We start from the raw sequence: 18,106 nt of genomic DNA, 5'->3' as shown, positions 1-18,106 counted from the left end.
TAGTCTAATTTAAGACAGACCACGGCTGCTCATCATTTGCTTTGTCTCGCCCTTTTGTGTGAACTAAGTGTAAATATTCCTTACATTTCCCTGAGTTAAAATTTTGATCGGCATTAGTCATGTTTCTCGTGTCCTAGACTGGATTCCAAAGGCAAGTCTGCTATGTTAATTCCCCTTCCTTCTGGATAGCTGCATTACAGCGGTCGAGTTGAACAGTCGGTTGAGACGGCGCTCAGCTCAGGATTGGCACCTAGGGATGCTAGCTTGTGAGATGGCGTTGTCCTCGTCAACTGAGTTTAATGAGATGAACTAAATCGTCAGGGGAAAATTTAGTCAACAGTTGGTCATACATTTATATTCAAGAGGACAATCGGCGTGCTGTATCTAGCAGAAGTACAAATACAGAAGGCGTTAATGGGCAGTAAGGCACAACTCAAACTGCTGGCTTGTCAGCGGGGTGAGCAAAGTTGGAATGCGGTGCCGGGTGAGGACGTTATTCCATTTGACGATGTGAGTAAATTTAACGCTGGCGCGTTGGTGCTGGTGGAACTTAATGCCAACAAACAGATGCAGCGCCCGCCTCAAGAAGCGTCTCGTCAGTTAGTCAGCATTTTGCAAAACTTCTCCCGCTTGCAAGACAAATTCAAGACACAGGAAGAAGAAATTGAGCAGTGGAAGCAGTCTTTGACTTACCAAAGTCAGGAACTCAACCGCCGAGAAATGGAATTACAAGCCCGTGAAGAAGAAATCGGGCAAATGCAGGGAGAGTTTGAGCGCTTAGAGGCACAGCGACAGGAAATCAGTGGGGCGAGGGAGGAAGCGAGCCGGCTGCAAGAGGAACTTGAGCGGAACCGGCAGGAACTAGAGGGTTCTTGGCAGCATTTGCGCGGGGAAATGCAGCGTGTACAGGAACAGGCGGCTTCTGGAAAGGCGATTGATGATGAGCAAGCTCGCACGCTTCAGGAGTTGCTAGATCGCCTATCTGGGACAATTGCACCCACTGACTCGGTGCGGCAACAGCTGAATTTGGCTTTTGAGGGGGTGACAGCCCAGCAGTCTGTTTTAGATTACCACCGGCACCAGCTAGAGCAGCAACGGGGATCTGCTGAGCATCTGCAAGGTGAGGTGGATCGGGTGGCTCAAGATTGGCAAACCCGAACTCAAGACTGGCAGCAAGCCCATACCTCTCTGGATATGGTTCGTGCTGAATTGAAGGTGCAGCAAAATACCTTGAAATTGAAGCAGGAGTATGCGGAAGCGCTGGCGCTGAAACTGCAAATTCAAGATGAGTTACACCAGCAAGTTTACCAGCTAGCAGATACTTCAGATAAGGTCAGTATTAGTAGCGAAAAGGTGGATGTTGAGGCGCTAGAGAGAATGCCGGTGGAGGAACTTCAGGGGCTTTTCCAGCAGCTTCAGCAGGATTTAGAAAAGGTGTTTCGCTTTGTTAATGATCAGGAAGAAGAGCTGGGAATGCAGCGTCAGGCGCTTGAAGAGGTGCAAGCGAAGCTGAATAGCGCAAGCGAGTATGAGCGGATGAGTTTGCAGGAAGAATTGGCAGACGAGCAGGATCGCTACCAAATGCTGAATGAAACGCTGGTAGGGCAGCGCCGCAATCTCCGGGAAAGAGAGGAGATTTTAGCGCAGCACCAAGCTGTGCTGTGGCGGCGTCTTGGTAAGTCAGCCAATCAAGGATCAGATAATAAGCTGGAGCTAGGGCCGGTTTTAGCTAGCGTGGAGATCCAGCGGCAACAGATGGGTGAGGAGCTGCAAAAGCTGGAAAGGGAAATTGAGCAGATGCGATTGAGCATTCAGCAGGCGGAGGGGATGATTCATCAGCAAGCCGGTGAGCAGGAGGCGAAGCATAATGAGCTGAAGCAGCTGGAGCAGCATTTGCAAGAGCAGCGGGCAGCCTTGGCTGAACTTTGGGGTAAGGTGAATGTTTATCAAGAGATGTTGCAGCCGCTTCAAGACCGGCTCAATGAGTTGCGCCAGAATTTAGAGGAAGCTGCCGGTGTTCTCAATCAGGTTCAGGAAACTGGAGATCACCAATTGCAAGCGATCGCGCAAATGAGACAGGTGTTTATGAGTCTGATGAGTGATTCTTCTCCTCAGTTTGCGGTGTCTTGATTGGGTATGGAAAATTTAATCTCTAAAATCGCGTTAGCCCGATTCTGTTGCCGGCAATTTTTTAAAGTTGCGCCGGCACTTTTGTTTTGCCCTGAATGACGTGAGTTTAACTCACAGAAATTTGTCTAAAATTATTAGAAATGTTGTTTGCTCAATCTGTGTAATTTGGGTTTTGGGGAATTTGTTATTAGGAGCCGGTTAAATCGTTTTTTCAAATATACAAATCAAGTCGCCGACAACTTCTGCAAATGCACCACCGGGAAACGGATCAGTGCGAGTTCGGTTAGGGGCAGAAATTAACGCGGTTAGCTTTTCTATATGCTCGAAGCTAGGCGCACCGGCAAGGACTTGTTCCAGCAACCGGCGCATGACTCGACGCTGAATCGCTAAGGGGTAGGAGCGCAAAATGTGGCGATTTACTGCAATTTTTATATTGACTTCTTGATGAGTTTGTGAAATAGATTCTTGTAATACTTTTCTGGCAACTTCTTCTAAATACTCGACATCAGATCGCAACAGTTCAGCAGTTTGGGCGAGGGCTTGTTCGACTTGCGGGTTAAAGTGGGTTTGCAGGTAAGGCAGCAATTCATTGCGGATGCGGTTGCGGGCGTAGTGCCGGTCTTGGTTGGTGGAATCTTCCCAAATTTCTAAGCCGGCCTCTTGACAAAATTTACCTGTTTGTATGCGGGTGACTTCTAACAGGGGGCGCACCAATTGTACACCGGCATCTAAAGGGCGTTTCCAGGTTAAAGCTTGCAGTCCATCAGCACCGGCACCGCGAATTAAGTTGTAAAGAAGGGTTTCAGCGCGATCACTGGCGGTGTGGCCGGTGAGGATATATTGATATTGATTTTGTGTTGCAATGATAGATAAAACTTGGTATCGCCATTGCCGCGCTGCTGCTTCACTTTTAGGAATCTCTTCTGCGACTTGCCGGTGAAATGGCAGTTGCCACGTTGCGGCGAGTTGTTGGACATGATCTGCATTGGCTTCGGAGTCAGGACGCCAGCGGTGATCGCAGTGGGCGATTCCTAATTGCCACCCCCACTTGGGTTGTAAGTCTAGGAGTAATTGGGCTAAACAGAGGGAATCTTGTCCGCCGGAGACGGCTATGAGGAGTCGTTGATTGGGTGGCAATAGCTGCCGGTGTCTGAGTAGTCGGTGGATTTGGGCGTGGAGGGGTGTCCAGTTTGGCATTCAGGTGATTGGGGATTTTTTTTAACCGCAGATGCACGCAGATAAACGCAGATGGAGTTGATGGTTAGTTGTCAGTGTCTGGGTAGGGGTGAGGATTGGGAATTTTTTTTAACCGCAGATGCACGCAGATAAACGCAGATGGGTTATCTGTTGGTGTTTGAGAGTTATTGGGATTTTTTTAACCACAGATGCACACAGATTAATAGAAAGGACGCAGTTGTGCCGCGTCCTTGAATCGATTTCTTGTTAAGTTAACTCACTTGATTTAGTGACGGCAATGTTAGAAAAACCAGCCGTATGAGTGTAAGCCTTTGCCTAACAAATTGACGCCGAGATAGCAAACCCAAACAACGACAAAGCCGGTGGCGGCTAAAAGTGCCGGCTTGCGTCCTTGCCAGCCTTTGGTGATTCGGGCGTGGAGATAAGCGGCAAATACGAGCCAGGTAATTAATGCCCAGGTTTCTTTAGGGTCCCAACTCCAGTAAGAACCCCAAGCTTCATTTGCCCAGACAGCGCCGGCAATAATTCCAATCGTTAGCAGCGGAAATCCTAACCCGATAATCCGATAGCTGATGTTATCGAGAATTTCTGCAAGGCTGAGGCGTTGGGGCGAAAGCGGTTCAGAATTGGGAAGATTGGATGTTGAATTTTGAACCGGCAAGGTTTGCACCATCTCCAAAACCGCTGTTTTACCGTTGCCATTGCTATCAGCAAAACCGGCAACCGACATTGGTTCAACCGGCTGAGGCGCAATTTCCTCGCCGGCTTTTCGCAAGCGATATTGATTATTGCGGAAGCCGCCGGTGCCAACGGAACTGCCTCGCAGCTCAATATTTTGTCCGCCGGTGACAACTAAGAAAGAGATCGCCAACAGTGAACCTACCATCAGCGCGGAATAACTGAGCATCATGACGCTAACGTGCATCATCAGCCAGTTTGATTTGAGTGCCGGCACTAGCGGTTCTGCCGACTGCATTCCTGAGGGCAAGGTGATAGCAGCAAACGCGGTGATCGCCATCGCCACCGGCGCTGTTACCACACCCACCAGCCGGCTGCGGCTCATATTTTCAGCAATCAGATGGATGGTGGTCATTCCCCATGCCAAGAAAAATAGGGACTCATACAGATTGCTTAAGGGGAAGTAGCCCGCTTCTATCCAGCGTGCTCCCAGCAAAGCGGCAATGCAGAGGTTTGCGCTTGCCATGCCAGCAGTTCCCAGCGCCGGCAGATAGGGAATTCCCGGAAACGCTGCCCCTCCCCAATAAATCAGCATCGTAGCGAATAAAACGGCAAACGAGATATTATCCAACCCGTTTTGCAGTGCGACTAAATCCATGCAGTGTTCTCCCCAGCAATATTATTCAGAACTCCCCTACGCGGTGGCAAGGCTGTTTCATTCTTTTAAAGCGATAGTCCGATAGTCCGGCAGGCAGCAGGGGTTTAAACCCCTGCCTCATAGCGAAAGTCGTCTAAAGACGACTATTAATTAGTATTTCAGTCGGTTAAAACCGACTTTCGCTATTAGCGGGGGACTTTAGTCCCTCGCGGGTTTCTGGAGAATGAAACAGTCCTGCTACGCGACCAAGCGTGAGTGAGCGATCCCGTTCTATCCTATCGAGTCTTGAGGCTCCAATGTTAAGCCGAGCAAAGGTTGCCGGTGGTTGTTGTAGAAAAATTTGGCCGGGAAATGTTTCGTTTATCCCTAAAAAGCTTCAATATCCCCGCTTTCATAGCATTCTCTGTCAATAATTTACTAACGCTGGGTTAACCATGCGACCGAGAAATAAAACGCTGCCAGACTCTGCATCTCGAATCAGGAAGATAAATGGGTGATCGGCTTTAAAAGCATTTCCGCTGCCCCTTGTCGCCGCTGTAATGGCTGTCGCCGCATCTGCTTCAGCGCCGGCCTCATTTACGTCTGCAAACGTCTTGTGGATGACATTTGAGATAAACAGGTCTTTCTGTCCGTTCATGCCGGAGAAGTCGGAATTAGGGGAGAAGGCAAGCGGCATCCCCATTTTTGAAAGGATATCTTTTAGCTCAAACGCTGAACGCAGCTGGAACTTGGGCAGCGACACGGAAACTGGAACCTCACTCGATAGAGATGATAGCCATTTTGTCAAGTTTTCTGGAGTTAATCTTCGCTCCAACTCAAGCAGCCCATTGACTTGTTGCGGTAAAAGAATTACCACAGATAGCCGGTCATCCACAAAGGGAAGTTCCAGCACTTGCAAGCCGTCAATTTCTGCATAGCCAAACATTTGGCCGGCTTGGTGCATCATCGGCACCGGCACCAGTTGCCCGTCCAAGGTGGTAAACGGCTCGTTTTTGGTTTTACTAGGGTCAAATGGGCTAAGCCATGCGGCTTTAAAGTAGATAGCGTTGGTGAGTACCAGGCGCGTATCTGAGGAGAGGACGCCAGAAGGAATGAGATTCTTAATCTTTTCGTGGGTTTTTTGCGCGATCCATCGATTGATCTGAGTTCGGGCTTCCTCTGGCGCACTTGTGAAGTCTACTTTTTCTAAGGTTGCGTTATAGAAATTTCGGGTAATTTCCAGAAATGCTTCTAAGAAGTTATACCCTTTTTGGCCCCAAAGCCGGTTCGCGATGTCTAGCTGATAATTCTGCTGGCTGTCAGTCTCTATATTGGCCTTGAGTGCCGCAAAAACTGGGTGCAGACGTTCGGGTGGGAGGCTAAAGTGCAGCGCTTGGGCCATTTGGGCTGCTGTCTGGCCCCTCGCGCCGGCATAAGTCATGGCTAGCCCGGTTGAGAGGCTGTAAGGTGAGAAAAATAAGTTTCCTTCTTGCCCCCCATTCTGCCTATAAACCTCCTGACGCAGATGCTTGTAGAGGTCAAGCGCAAAGCCGGTGTTGCTGTTCACCACACTGCCGGCTTCTGGGGGAAGTGCAGCGAGGAAGCCGGTGTTAACAGCGTCTTCGCACCGGCTGGGTTGAATATCAACTGAGAAAGCCAAAGCGGAAGTTAAAGATAAAAGGTAAAAAGGTAAAAGTAAAAATTTGATTTTACCTGTTGACTTTTGTTGTTGTTTTTTAGCTAAATCGAGCGTGAAGCCTGCTCTCAGCCATTTCGTTTCATTCTTCCACTTTCCATGCGCCGCCGCCTTATTTCTAGCGCCCAAAAGCTGCTTCATTTCTAATATTTTCAACCTACCACCTAAAACCCAAGTCACTAAATTTGTCTTCTATTAATTGCGCTAAAACGACCACAATTAATTACTCTCCCCCTCTCCTCCCATGCCCATACCTTTAGGTTGGCGAAGCCATGCCCCATGCCCTATGCCCAATGCCCCATGCCCAATGCCCCATGCCCCATGCCCCTACCTTTAGGTTGGCGAAGCCTTGCCCCATGCCCCATGCCCAATGCCCCATGCCCAATGCCCCATGCCCCATGCCCCATGCCTCTATTCCCTAGCCCCTTCCTCACCCCAAACTCGCAGTTGCAGATAGACTAGCACCAGCGTTACTGCTAGCAACACGGTTGCAGCAGCAGCGGCATACCCAAAATCAAATAGGGTAAAGGCTTCTTCGTAAATGTAGTAAACCAACAGGTTAGTGGAGTTCAACGGGCCGCCGCCGGTGATCACGTAAACTTGCTCAAAGCTTCGTAGGGTGAAAATGGCTGTGGTGACGGTGGCAAATACGAGAGTAGGCCGCAATCCCGGCAGGGTAATATACCAAAACTGTTGCCAAGGGCCGGCACCGTCAAGTTCAGCGGCTTCATAACGTTGGAGGGGAATCGCTTGCAACCCTGCTAAAAACACCACCAAGTTGAAACCTAACTGCTTCCAAATACTTAATAAAATTAACACCGGCATTGCCCATATTGTACTGCTTAACCAAGGCACTGGAGCGATGCTAAGAGAATTCAAGAAAGCGTTAACCGGCCCTTCACTTTGAAATAGCCACCGCCACCCTAAGCCAACTGCAACGAGAGAGGTGATAGAGGGGATGAAATAAGCGGCGCGAAGGAAGCCCCGCAAGGCAAATGAACGGTTTAGCAATACGGCGAGTGCAAGGGGAATGACGAGGCTGGGGATAACGGTGGCGACGGTGAAATAGAGGGTGTTAAACAGAACTTGCCAAAAGTCGGGACTCAGGAGCAAACGCCAGTAGTTGCGTAACCCAGCTAAGCGGATGCCGGCTTGGGTGAAACTGCCGGTGGTGAAGCTGAGGTAAAACAGGTAAGCGATGGGCCAAATGACGAAAACGCCTAGGAGGATGAGGGCGGGGGCTAAGAATATCCAGGCTGCTGTCGCCTCATTATCAAGTAAGTGCTGGTGGGGGGTTTGGGAAGATTTCGGGGCCATCTGGGTTGCCGGTGAAAGGTCGCTGTAGGGTATTTTACTGCCGGTGCCGGTGGCGGATGTGATGTTTGCGCCCCAAAGGTGGCATACCTTGAAAAATGGCACAGCTTGGCAACCTCGGCTTTCAATATTTTTTTCTTTGACCCCTTGACTCTCCAGTTCACTGGAAAGTTCACAATGAATCTAGTGAAACACAGCAGTGAATTTTTGGAGTTGAGCGAATGACACTACAACTAAAAGTCCCCAACATGGCTTGTTCTGCTTGTGTGAAAACCATTACCAAAGCAGTCACAGCAATTGACCCGACTGCCAAAGTCGATGCAGACACCAAAACGAAGCAAGTCAACATTGAAACGCAACAGTCTGAGGCAGAAGTTAAGAAAGTAATGACTGCTGCCGGCTATCCAGTTGCTTAAAAAATTCAAGGGGAACAGACGGGAACATCTCATGTTTGTAAGGGCATAGCATTCGTGTATGAAATCTCTTTCCGAATACTATGTCCTTACAAAGGAATTGGCAAAAATGCGATGAACCCACTTCTACTCACTAACAACTGAGAAAATTATGGATACTATCACCCTCAAATTACGTGGCATGAGCTGTGCCTCTTGTGCTTCTGCGATTGAAGAGGCAATTAAATCTGTTCCTGGCGTGGTTGAATGTCAGGTTAATTTTGCTATGGAACAGACAACGATTGAATATGATTCAAACCAAACTAACTTAACGCAAATTCAGCAGGCTGTTGATGATGCGGGATACAGTGCGCTGCCGGTTCAAGAGCAGGAATTGGTAACGGGAGAAGATGATGCTGAAAAAGCTGCTCGTTTGGCAGAATCACAAGACTTGCAGCGCAAAATTCTAGTAGGAGGAATTATCAGTGTTGTGCTTGTTTTGGGTTCGCTGCCGGCAATGTTGGGTTTAAATTTGCCCTTAATCCCAGCGTGGCTACATAATCCTTGGTTACAGCTATTGTTAACCTTGCCGGTGCAATTTTGGGGCGGAAAATCGTTTTATGTCAATGCTTGGAAAGCCTTAAAACGTCATACTGCAACGATGGATACTTTGGTTGCATTGGGAACGAGTGCGGCATTCTTTTATTCAGTGTTTGCCACAATTTTCCCAAGATTCTTTACATCTCAGGGATTAATGCCTGATGTTTACTATGAACCGGCAGCCGTGATTATTACCTTAATTCTGCTAGGCCGGCATCTAGAAAATCGCGCTAGGGGTCAAACTTCTGATGCGATTCGTCAATTGATTGGTTTGCAAGCAAAAACAGCTCGTTTAATTCGAGATAATCAAGAATTTGATGTTCCCATTGAAGAAGTCAAAATTGGGGATGTTGTTCTGGTACGTCCAGGTGAAAAAATTCCGGTAGATGGGGAAATTATTGAAGGCTATTCCACAATTGATGAAGCGATGGTGACGGGAGAAAGTGTGCCAGTTAAAAAGCAGCCTGCAGATGAGGTGATTGGATCTACGATTAACAAAACCGGCAGCTTTAAGTTTCGCGCTACACGAGTTGGAAAAGATACCGTTTTGGCTCAAGTTGTTAAATTGGTGCAACAAGCACAAGGTTCTAAAGCGCCAATTCAACGATTAGCAGATCAAGTGACGCGATGGTTTGTGCCGGCAGTCATTGCCATCGCCATCGCAACGTTTATTATCTGGTTTAATGTGATGGGTAATTTAACGTTAGCCACCATCGCTACGGTGGGTGTGTTAATTATTGCTTGTCCCTGTGCTTTAGGTTTGGCAACACCTACTTCTGTGATGGTGGGAACCGGCAAGGGTGCGGAAAATGGCATTTTAATTAAAGATGCCGCAAGTTTAGAATTAGCTCACACAATCCAAACCATTGTATTAGATAAAACCGGAACGCTTACCCAAGGTAAACCAACAGTTACGGATTTTGTCACTGTTAGTGGAACTGCCAATCAAAATGAGTTAAAACTCTTGCGCTTGGCTGCCTCTGTAGAGCGAAACTCAGAACATCCAATTGCTGAAGCAGTGGTTCGTTATGCCAAATCTCAGGAAGTTACGTTAACCAATGTAGAGGATTTTGAAGCAATTGCCGGCAGTGGGGTTCAGGGAATCGTATCAGGCCGGCTTGTGCAAATTGGCACTCAGCGATGGATGGAAGAGTTAGGAATTAATACGAAATCTCTTGAACAACATCAAGTAATTTGGGAAGCCAGCGGAACCACAGTTATTTGGATTGCGATAGATGAAGAAATTGAGGGAATAATGGCAATTGCCGACGCACTTAAACCTTCATCACCTGGCGTTGTAAGAGCTTTGCAAAAGTTAGGTTTGGAAGTTGTCATGCTAACTGGAGATAACTGGCAGACAGCAGAAGCGATTGCCGGTGAAGTGGGGATAAAGCGCGTTTTTGCACAGGTTAGACCTGATCAAAAAGCGGCTAAAATCCAGGCAATTCAAAGAGAAGGAAAAGTTGTGGCAATGGTGGGAGATGGAATTAATGATGCGCCGGCTTTAGCTCAAGCTGATGTAGGAATTGCGATTGGAACGGGGACAGATGTGGCAATTGCTGCCAGTGATATTACGCTAATCTCTGGAGATTTGCAAGGGATTGTAACTGCAATTCAACTTAGCCATGCCACAATTCAAAATATTCGCCAAAATCTGTTTTTCGCCTTTATCTATAATGTGGCCGGTATCCCCATTGCGGCTGGAGTCTTATTCCCCGTATTTGGCTGGTTACTCAATCCGATTATTGCAGGAGCGGCAATGGCTTTTAGTTCGGTATCTGTGGTTACAAATGCCTTGCGTTTACGCAACTTTAAACCGAAATTCACTTTGTAATAGATAGGAGTTGAGGGAATGTTGAATCAAAAACTGATTTGGGGAAGTGTTGCCGGTATCGGATTTTTGCTCTCGGGAGTATCCGGAGTTAACGCTGCTGAAACGCACCCGAAGCAGACGGCTCGATTTCAAGCCATTGAGCAACCTTTAGCAGCGAAAGCCGGTGTAACCTTGGGAGGTTTGGGATTAATTGGTTTGGAGTTATGGTGGTTTGTTTTCAGTAAAAGTAAAAGCCGGCAAGCTGATTCTAATCAAGGAGTTCAGGAAGTAACAATTACAGTAGATGGTGGCTATGAACCGGCTCGTGTGATTGTTAGTGCCGGCAAACTTGTTCGGCTTAATTTTATGCGCCGTGATCCGAGTAGCTGTTTGGAAAAAGTCGTGTTACCTGATTTCCAGATTTCTGAAGATTTAGCACTTAATCGCGTGACTTCTGTAGAATTTACACCGAAACAACCCGGAAATTACGCTTTTACTTGTGGCATGAATATGTTTCGCGGGGTCATAGAAGTGCAAAATGAAGGAGTTTAAGATAGGGATCGAGGCAATTGCTATCAGGATTTATTGCAAAATTAAACCTTAACTTCAAGTTGTTCTTGAGCTTTTGCCTCCTATTCATCCTTTAGATAGAGGTCTGGGAAATACAGAACTTCCTCTAGAAAGACGACTTGTGATCACCAGCTTCTTAGAATAATCCCAAGACCCAATAATAATCGGAGCGTTGTTTATGTCTGAGCAGCCCAATCAAATGTCTCCAGAAGAAGAACAGGAATCGAATGCACAAACATCGGCTGCTTCTGATGACGACCAAACCCCCATTGAAGCAAGCCAGCGCAAGACAGGTTCAGGTGGCCAAACTGATGCTAAGCCTACTGCGGTGCAAGAATCAGGAAGTAGTGACCCTTTGGTAGAAGGTGGCGGAAATCAAGGAACTGAAAAGCGCTAAGCTTCTGTTTGCAAAAATTGTGTTGAATGTATTTTAAAGACTGCCAAATTTAAATTTTTAATAATATAAACCCCTGCTTGATAAGTTTGGGGTTTTTACACATATATCAATTTCAATTAATAATTTTTGATTACTTAATCATCGCGACTGGATAATTCGGATTGGCTGGATTTGGGATTAATCGCTGATTTTTACAATCAACTAAAAAATCTAATTGCTCTAAAACAACCTGCCCAATTAGCACCTCGTCACCCGTTACCAATGCCTCTCCTACAGTTTGACGCCCCTGACAATCAATGATGACAGGTTCTGTGGCTCCCACAGATTCCTCGCGTCCATCAGCATACTGTACCATGCGCTGTCCCCGAATTCGCAAGCCAAGTCGCCCCACGATCCGTGCTGGAATTACGAGGGATAATGCGCCTGTATCAACGAGTGCCGGTGTGTCGCACTCACGTAGCAGATCGGGCGCAAGCAAACCCCGACTCACTAATGCTTCATCGATTGCATTTGTTAGCTTCACCTGAATCCGAACTGCGCCCATTATCTCAACTTCCTTATCTGAGATTGCCTTATTTTTCTTTATTTTCTCACGCTTTTATTGAGCGCTCCCTGGTAATATCTAATTTGCATGAAATTTCAGCCACGTTCCCCATGACTACCGATCAGGCACAATCAACTCCTAGCTTTATTTCTCCTGCCATTCATCCTAATCTCATGGCAGAATATCCTCCAGCCGGCTCTCCGTTAAAGTTGGGAGTGATGGCGTCTGGAAGTGGCACAAATTTTGAAGTCGTTGCTCAAGCAATTGCCGATGGCAAGCTTAACGCTAAAATTCAAGTTTTGATTTACAATAATCCCGGCGCTAAAGTGATTGCCAGAGCAGAAAAATTTGGCATCCCGGCAATTCTCCTCAATCATCGTGAGTACAAGCAACGAGAAGATTTAGACAGCAAAATTGTTGAGACGTTGCAGCAATATGATGTGGACTGGGTAATTATGGCCGGCTGGATGCGCGTCGTCACTCAAGTTTTAGTGGATGCTTTTCCCGACCGCATGATTAATATTCACCCCAGTTTATTACCCAGTTTTCCAGGGCTTCGAGGCGTTGAGCAAGCATTGGAAGCGGGGGTAAAAGTTGCAGGATGTACGGTTCACTTTGTACGGTTAGAAGTAGACAGTGGGCCAATTATTATGCAAGCTGCGGTGCCGGTTTTATCGAATGATACATCCGAAAGCCTGCACGCTCGGATTCAAGTTCAAGAACACAAAATTCTGCCTCAAGCAATCGCACTCGCTGCCGCGCAACGTGCCGGTTTAATGTTGAATTGTTGAAACTTATACCCTTAAGCACTTGAGAAGTTAGGCGAACGCGCATCTAATTGGCTATTTTATGGGAAGGATCGAAATCTCAAATTTCTCTTCCTCTCAATCTCAATACAAAAATTAAATGCGTCGCAGTTTATGAACCGGCACTGCCCCCACTCAACCGGCCTAATTTCCAAAGGCAACCGGACGCTAAATTCGTAAAGACATGAGCCACAATCGGCACTAACAAATTGCCGGTGGCTAAAGCACTATATCCGAGTATCAGCCCCACAACAGTTGCCCAAACAACATAAGGCCAATGTTGAGGGCCACTGAAATGTAAAAGGCCAAAAAATACACTGGAGACAAGTAAGGCAACGGTATTTAATCCCAAATCCGATAACATCACGCCGCGAAATAAAAGTTCTTCACTCAAACCTGGCAACAGTCCCAGCCAAATTAAATCTGGCCACTGCAAAGGTTTGAGGATTAAAGCTAGGTAATAATTCGCACTGTGCCGATATGCCGGCCACAGGCGATAAATGATGGAACTGGCAACCGAGATCCCCATACCAACCGCCAATCCCCAAGGTAACGCCATGCCGGCCCAACTGAGGGGAAGCAGGGAAATGTCTCTAAAGTGTTGCCAAAGCTTAGCCAGCACGAGCAATAGAACGGCTGTCACCCCCATGTAACCTAAAATTTCGATACGTGTTAGGGGTTCGATCTCTGGCTGCTTGGGAAGTGGTTCAGTCACAAGTTACAGATAAAAGGTGAAGAGTATAGTTAGGGCGAAGCGAGAAAGGGAAATTTTTTCTTTGACCTTTGCTTTCACACTTTCCCACTAACCCCTGTCTCTGCATTCTAGGCAATTTAACGGTGAGATTGTTGGGCTGAGTGCTGCCGCACTCACACCGGCACGATCGGCGACTATGACACCCAGCGCTTCTAAATAAGAATTAACCCGCACTGCTTTAATTCCCAACTGTTCGGGAGAAACTTGCATCGTGGTTGTATTTTCACTAACTGCAATGATTTGTGTTTTGGGAAGCCGGCTTAAACTCATCACCGCACTGCCACCGGCAGCCGTTGCCGGGATCACCACAGCGTCAACTTCATCAGCCCAGACATCTGTTGCTTGACAATGACCTGACCTTGTAATAACAAACTGAGGCGCACGACTCAGCCCAACCAAAACGCAGGGAAGGAATGTATAACCCAACTCCTCCGCAGCAGATCGGGGGGATAGGTGCGGATCGAGGGGAAGCGGTGAGAGTGCCGGCGCGTGGGCGCAGGGAATTTGAAAGGTTCGCACGACAAGATGACTGATCACCGCTTCCGCGCCGGCAAGGGGATCAACTCCCTCACCATGACGGTATTGTTGCAACGCTTCACTTCCCGGATCATCGGGGAACCTCGCCACCACAGCAATTGCATCAGCTCTGGCTTGGGAAATTAGCACATCAGCCGCCCGCAACAAACTGCCTGGATTGCCTATCGTGCCCCAACTCGCGCCGGCTGCCGAGGTTCGCAATTCCACTTCTAAGGGGGCATCTGTCACCACATAATCGGTTAAATTCAGCCCCAAAGTCGCTCTGGTGGCGTCTGCTGCTTGCAAATGTCGCAACCGCAACTCAGGTTCAATGCCTTGATCGAGAATTAAACCCACCCGGTTTTGATGGACGGATCTCAACCCCCAGCATCCTGCGGCAAATTTGTCAAGTCCATAACCTTCTACATAAAAAGCGTTCTCACAAGGCCAGTACAATTGAGCGCCATTAAGCACGTTGGGGTGAGTGATCAAGCGATCACAAACTTGCGACATTGCTCTGGCTACCGGCAACGAATCGCCGGCATAACCCCCAATCGCCGCCCCAATGCCGGTGGGCACAATCAATACAACCGTGTAAGGACGCTTGTTCAACTTGATATTTTAGGGATTAGCTTCAGCAGCCACAGTCACCACGGCTTCTACTTGGGCTTTTTGTGAATCTGCATCGATGCCGGTGACAGCCCAGCGCAGCGGTTCACCTCGTTTTTGCAGTTCCGCTTCAATCGCTTGTTGCATTTGCACCGGCGACTCTTGCAAGTCAATTTCGGCAGTGATAAAGTGCGTCGTCATCGTTGTATTCCTCAAACTAATTTAATCAGGTGTGATGGGAAGTTTTTAAGGTTTACCAAATTGCCGTTGGTAAACCTCGTCTTCTTTCTCCGTAACAATTTTGAGATCGGATCGCGGATAAGCGACACACAGCAGCGCATAGCCTTCTGCTTGAAGTTCAGTTCCCACGCCCATGCCATCACTTTGTTCCACCTTCCCCCCGTTTAAAATCTGGGCAGCACAGGTGGTACAGACGCCGGCATTGCAGGAACTCGGTAAATCTATGCCCGCTGCATAAGCAGCCTGAAGAATCGTTTTATCTTCTGGGACTTCAATGGTGTGGGTTTTGCCTTGATGTTGAAATTCAACGGTATAAATCTTGGACATTGTGTAAATCTGAAGCTTGAAAATGCAAATCTGCTGAATGGAAACCAACCTGTGGCTGGCTTATTTTACCGTGTTCCGGAGCTTACTGAATGTCTATTTCACGCGGTGGAGGCGATTTGTCATCATCCTTCAAAGTTTGCCGGCCAGAGGACATATAATCTCTGTAAAAGTCTACAACCATTTTTGTCAGGTCTGGGCGAGAGATTTCTTCCCCCTTGATTTTGGCTCTTAGATAAATTTTCAAAACTTCTATATAAGATAAACCTAGTCCCATTGTTAGGGCTGCTGCCGTTGAGCCGGCAATCACTCCACCCACAAGCGAGCCGGCACCAGGTATCATTTTAAGTAAGTTTCCCACGAATGCTCTGCCCACGGCTGCCATGCCGCCGGCACCCACAATTGCAGACACCACCGTACTCATAAAAGCCCGATCAAATGGCAATCCAAAAATTACTGTAATATTTGCCAGCATTGCCGTTTGCATCGTCATTAATAGTGGCGCATCCGAGAAAGGAATCGGAGAAGCCCCAATAAGAGACGAGCCGGCGACATAAGCATTGACATACTTTAATGCTTCTTTAGCCTTCATTTCAATACTGGCGATTTGTTCTCTAACAAATGCCTTTTTTGCGATTTGCGGCAAAAGTTCTAAAGTTGCTTCGACTAACCGTGTTAACCCGTGTATTTCTACAGGCGGAAAGTCATCGTGAACTTTTTTGGGCTGTGCCATCACCGGCACAATTTGACTAACAGGTAAATTTTTTCCTTCTAAATAAGTGAAAAATTCACTTGACTTTTGCGTAGTTGTTTGAGTCAGAACCAGAATCACCGGCACATCTTTCAATTCCAGCGCTTTAATCCAACTTTCCTCAATTTCCTCAAACCGGCGTGCCTCATGACTGATGCAATACCAAACAACATGAATATGTTGTTTGGCATCCTGCATTCTTTGATCTTCAATTAGTTTGGCAACTTCTAGCCGCACCCGTTCAATTTGTTCTGTATTCAGTTCTAATCCTGGCGTATCATAAACCGTGATTGGGCATCCTTGTTTAGTATATTGCCGGATTCCTTGAGTAATCGGTTTGCCGACGCCGGTTTCTGCCAAACGTTCTTTAAAAACCGCATTAATTAAAGTGCTTTTGCCAACGCCGGTTTTCCCAATTACCAAAACATTACACTGCCCTAAATGGCTTTCTGCTTCTTGATAAGCATTGCCAATTCTTCCTAAAACTTCATCTAATGAGTAATCTTTTTCTGACATAGCCGATGTTTCCTTGATATTTTTTTCAGATTATTTTAACCGCAGATGCACGCAGATGAACGCAGATGGGTTAAGGGGTGGTGGCAGAGATTGATTAGGATTAGGAAAGATTAAATTTAATATGTTTTATTTAAAATGTTAAAAAATCCGATAAAATCCAAGAAGAATTACTGTATTCATCTGTATTTATCTGCGTTCATCTGCGTGCATCTGCGGTTAAAAAACTCTTCTCTAAAATCCACTAACTAGCCCATCACTCCCGATCACGCTCTAGATCATAAATCACCTTTTCCCAATACCACTCTTCAGGCATATCGGGAAAATTTTCCCTCTCATGCTCAATTAAGCGCTCAGCAATTTCCCAATAACCTCCAACCATCCGCAAAAGTTTTTGTCTTAAAGGATTAGCAACACCGGCAGCCGTTTGTTTCGGCACGGAAGCTTGAATTAATTTCAGACTATCCAGCGCTTTTTGATAGTTAACCCAGTCTTCCTTATCGCAAAACAATTTAGCAGCATTTTGATAATCTTCAATCGCTGCTTTCATTTCTTCTAAACAAGATTGAGCAATCCCCCGGTTGTAATAAGCTTCTGCATCATCAGGATTAATTTGCAGTGCTTGCGTATAATCTTTAATCGCTCCCTGATAATTAGCAACTGCCCGATAAGCATTGCCTCTGGCAACATAAACCTTCCCAGATGCCGGTAGAATTTGCAAGGCTTGGTTTAGATCAGCAATTGCACCGTGATGATCTCCCATTTGAGAACGCACCATCCCCCGGTAATGATAAACAACAACATCCTGGGAATTTAATCGTAAAGCTTGGTTTAAATCAGAAATTGCGCCTCGGTAATCTTCTTGCTTATAACGAACAATTCCTCGGCATCGGTAAGCTTGAGCATCTTGAGGATCGACTTTCAACGCCCAATTTAAATCTTCAATAACGCCCCGTTTATCTCCTTTCTCAAACCTTTGCAAGATTTGATTAAAAAATTCTTTATGTTCCCCAATGGGCAGCGGCGTTTGAGTCTCTTCCTTCACTAAAGGTGCCGGCTGAAGTTGTTTGACAGTATCCAGACATTTACGACAATTTACGGCATCCTTTTGCTCAAGATATAATTCTGCCGCTTGTTTAAAACTGGTAATCGCTGCTTGGATGTCTCCCTGCCGGCGGTAAGCGCTACCCTGAAGCCGATAAGCCGGCGCATAATTGGCATCAATGCGTAAAGCTTGCAAGGCATCCTCAATGGCTGCCGGTGCCTCTGCCAACGCCAAATGAGCGATTCCCCGGCTGAAGTAAACGTCAAGATTCGCCGGTTGTAGGGACAAAGCTTGCGTGTAATCCGCAATTGCCTCCCGTGCATCTCCACTGTCAAAGCGTGCCAACCCTCGCTTGTGGTAAGCTTCCGCAAAGTCAGGATTAATTCGCAAGGCACGGTTAAATTCCTGAATTGCGCCTGGGTGATCTCCTTGACGCGCTTTTTCTAATCCTCGATTATAGAATTCCCGATCCATTGTCTATTTCTACTTTGCTATACCGGCGACTGATATTATTTTAGACTTTTTGCAATACAGAAGTAGTTTTAACCCATCAACATCACTATAGCCTAGGGCTACAATA

General features: G+C 46.9%; 18 protein-coding genes. 6 read left to right on the top strand and 12 right to left on the bottom strand.

Annotated elements, in window-relative coordinates:
• The first annotated feature begins 375 nt into the window (after positions 1-375).
• Entirely contained in the window at positions 376-2,130 is a 1,755-nt protein-coding gene (gene hmpF, locus H6F73_RS08965) for a pilus motility taxis protein HmpF (protein ID WP_190758463.1), read from the top strand.
• A 198-nt stretch (positions 2,131-2,328) separates the two neighbouring features.
• On the opposite strand, the gene tilS is transcribed toward hmpF, so the two are convergent.
• The 5 genes from tilS to H6F73_RS08940 all read right to left on the bottom strand — a co-directional run bounded on the left by tilS (position 2,329) and on the right by H6F73_RS08940 (position 7,655).
• Positions 2,329-3,327 (bottom strand): tRNA lysidine(34) synthetase TilS, encoded by a 999-nt coding sequence (gene tilS / locus H6F73_RS08960; RefSeq protein WP_190758462.1) that lies wholly within the window; start codon positions 3,325-3,327, stop codon positions 2,329-2,331.
• A gap of 280 nt (positions 3,328-3,607) precedes the next feature.
• The gene (gene ccsB / locus H6F73_RS08955; protein WP_190758461.1) at positions 3,608-4,663 is read right to left on the bottom strand and encodes a c-type cytochrome biogenesis protein CcsB; all 1,056 of its coding nucleotides are present in this window, start codon (positions 4,661-4,663) and stop codon (positions 3,608-3,610) included.
• 406 nt (positions 4,664-5,069) lie between these two features.
• Positions 5,070-6,479 carry a serpin family protein gene (locus H6F73_RS08950; RefSeq protein ID WP_190758460.1) on the bottom strand — a complete coding sequence of 470 codons (1,410 nt, stop codon included), beginning with the start codon at positions 6,477-6,479 and terminating at the stop codon, positions 5,070-5,072.
• Positions 6,480-6,594: 115 nt separating this feature from the next.
• Complete coding sequence (locus H6F73_RS08945; protein ID WP_190758459.1) at positions 6,595-6,738, bottom strand: hypothetical protein; 144 nt, start codon at positions 6,736-6,738, stop codon at positions 6,595-6,597.
• An 11-nt stretch (positions 6,739-6,749) separates the two neighbouring features.
• The gene (locus tag H6F73_RS08940) at positions 6,750-7,655 is read right to left on the bottom strand and encodes a sugar ABC transporter permease (RefSeq protein WP_190758489.1); all 906 of its coding nucleotides are present in this window, start codon (positions 7,653-7,655) and stop codon (positions 6,750-6,752) included.
• Between the two features lie 218 nt (positions 7,656-7,873).
• Between H6F73_RS08940 and H6F73_RS08935 the strand changes: the two genes are divergently transcribed.
• From H6F73_RS08935 to H6F73_RS08920, 4 genes are all read left to right on the top strand, one after another.
• Complete coding sequence (locus tag H6F73_RS08935) at positions 7,874-8,068, top strand: heavy-metal-associated domain-containing protein (RefSeq protein WP_190758458.1); 195 nt, start codon at positions 7,874-7,876, stop codon at positions 8,066-8,068.
• 148 nt (positions 8,069-8,216) lie between these two features.
• Positions 8,217-10,478 (top strand): heavy metal translocating P-type ATPase, encoded by a 2,262-nt coding sequence (locus H6F73_RS08930; protein WP_190758457.1) that lies wholly within the window; start codon positions 8,217-8,219, stop codon positions 10,476-10,478.
• Between the two features lie 18 nt (positions 10,479-10,496).
• Entirely contained in the window at positions 10,497-11,009 is a 513-nt protein-coding gene (locus H6F73_RS08925) for a cupredoxin domain-containing protein (RefSeq protein ID WP_190758456.1), read from the top strand.
• 196 nt (positions 11,010-11,205) lie between these two features.
• Entirely contained in the window at positions 11,206-11,424 is a 219-nt protein-coding gene (locus tag H6F73_RS08920) for a hypothetical protein (protein ID WP_199330482.1), read from the top strand.
• A 130-nt stretch (positions 11,425-11,554) separates the two neighbouring features.
• On the opposite strand, the gene H6F73_RS08915 is transcribed toward H6F73_RS08920, so the two are convergent.
• On the bottom strand, positions 11,555-11,968 hold the full coding sequence (locus H6F73_RS08915) for an aspartyl protease family protein (protein WP_190758455.1): 414 nt from the start codon (positions 11,966-11,968) through the stop codon (positions 11,555-11,557).
• 110 nt (positions 11,969-12,078) lie between these two features.
• Between H6F73_RS08915 and purN the strand changes: the two genes are divergently transcribed.
• On the top strand, positions 12,079-12,759 hold the full coding sequence (gene purN, locus H6F73_RS08910) for a phosphoribosylglycinamide formyltransferase (RefSeq protein WP_190758454.1): 681 nt from the start codon (positions 12,079-12,081) through the stop codon (positions 12,757-12,759).
• Between the two features lie 127 nt (positions 12,760-12,886).
• On the opposite strand, the gene H6F73_RS08905 is transcribed toward purN, so the two are convergent.
• From H6F73_RS08905 to H6F73_RS08880, 6 genes are all read right to left on the bottom strand, one after another.
• On the bottom strand, positions 12,887-13,489 hold the full coding sequence (locus H6F73_RS08905; protein WP_347239506.1) for a CPBP family intramembrane glutamic endopeptidase: 603 nt from the start codon (positions 13,487-13,489) through the stop codon (positions 12,887-12,889).
• 87 nt (positions 13,490-13,576) lie between these two features.
• Positions 13,577-14,656, bottom strand: a complete 1,080-nt coding sequence (locus H6F73_RS08900) for a DUF3326 domain-containing protein (RefSeq protein WP_190758453.1) — start codon at positions 14,654-14,656, stop codon at positions 13,577-13,579.
• A 9-nt stretch (positions 14,657-14,665) separates the two neighbouring features.
• A complete protein-coding gene (locus H6F73_RS08895) occupies positions 14,666-14,854 on the bottom strand; it encodes a hypothetical protein (RefSeq protein WP_147682509.1) in 189 nt (62 codons plus the stop codon).
• A 45-nt stretch (positions 14,855-14,899) separates the two neighbouring features.
• Positions 14,900-15,220 (bottom strand): 2Fe-2S iron-sulfur cluster-binding protein, encoded by a 321-nt coding sequence (locus tag H6F73_RS08890; RefSeq protein WP_190758452.1) that lies wholly within the window; start codon positions 15,218-15,220, stop codon positions 14,900-14,902.
• 82 nt (positions 15,221-15,302) lie between these two features.
• Complete coding sequence (locus H6F73_RS08885; protein ID WP_190758451.1) at positions 15,303-16,484, bottom strand: GTPase; 1,182 nt, start codon at positions 16,482-16,484, stop codon at positions 15,303-15,305.
• A gap of 253 nt (positions 16,485-16,737) precedes the next feature.
• Complete coding sequence (locus H6F73_RS08880) at positions 16,738-18,000, bottom strand: tetratricopeptide repeat protein (protein WP_190758450.1); 1,263 nt, start codon at positions 17,998-18,000, stop codon at positions 16,738-16,740.
• Positions 18,001-18,106 lie beyond the last annotated feature (106 nt).

Origin of the sequence: Microcoleus sp. FACHB-68, assembly GCF_014695715.1 — a bacterium.
In the GTDB taxonomy this organism is placed as follows: Bacteria; Cyanobacteriota; Cyanobacteriia; order Cyanobacteriales; family Oscillatoriaceae; genus FACHB-68.
This window is presented reverse-complemented; position numbering and strand designations above follow the sequence as displayed.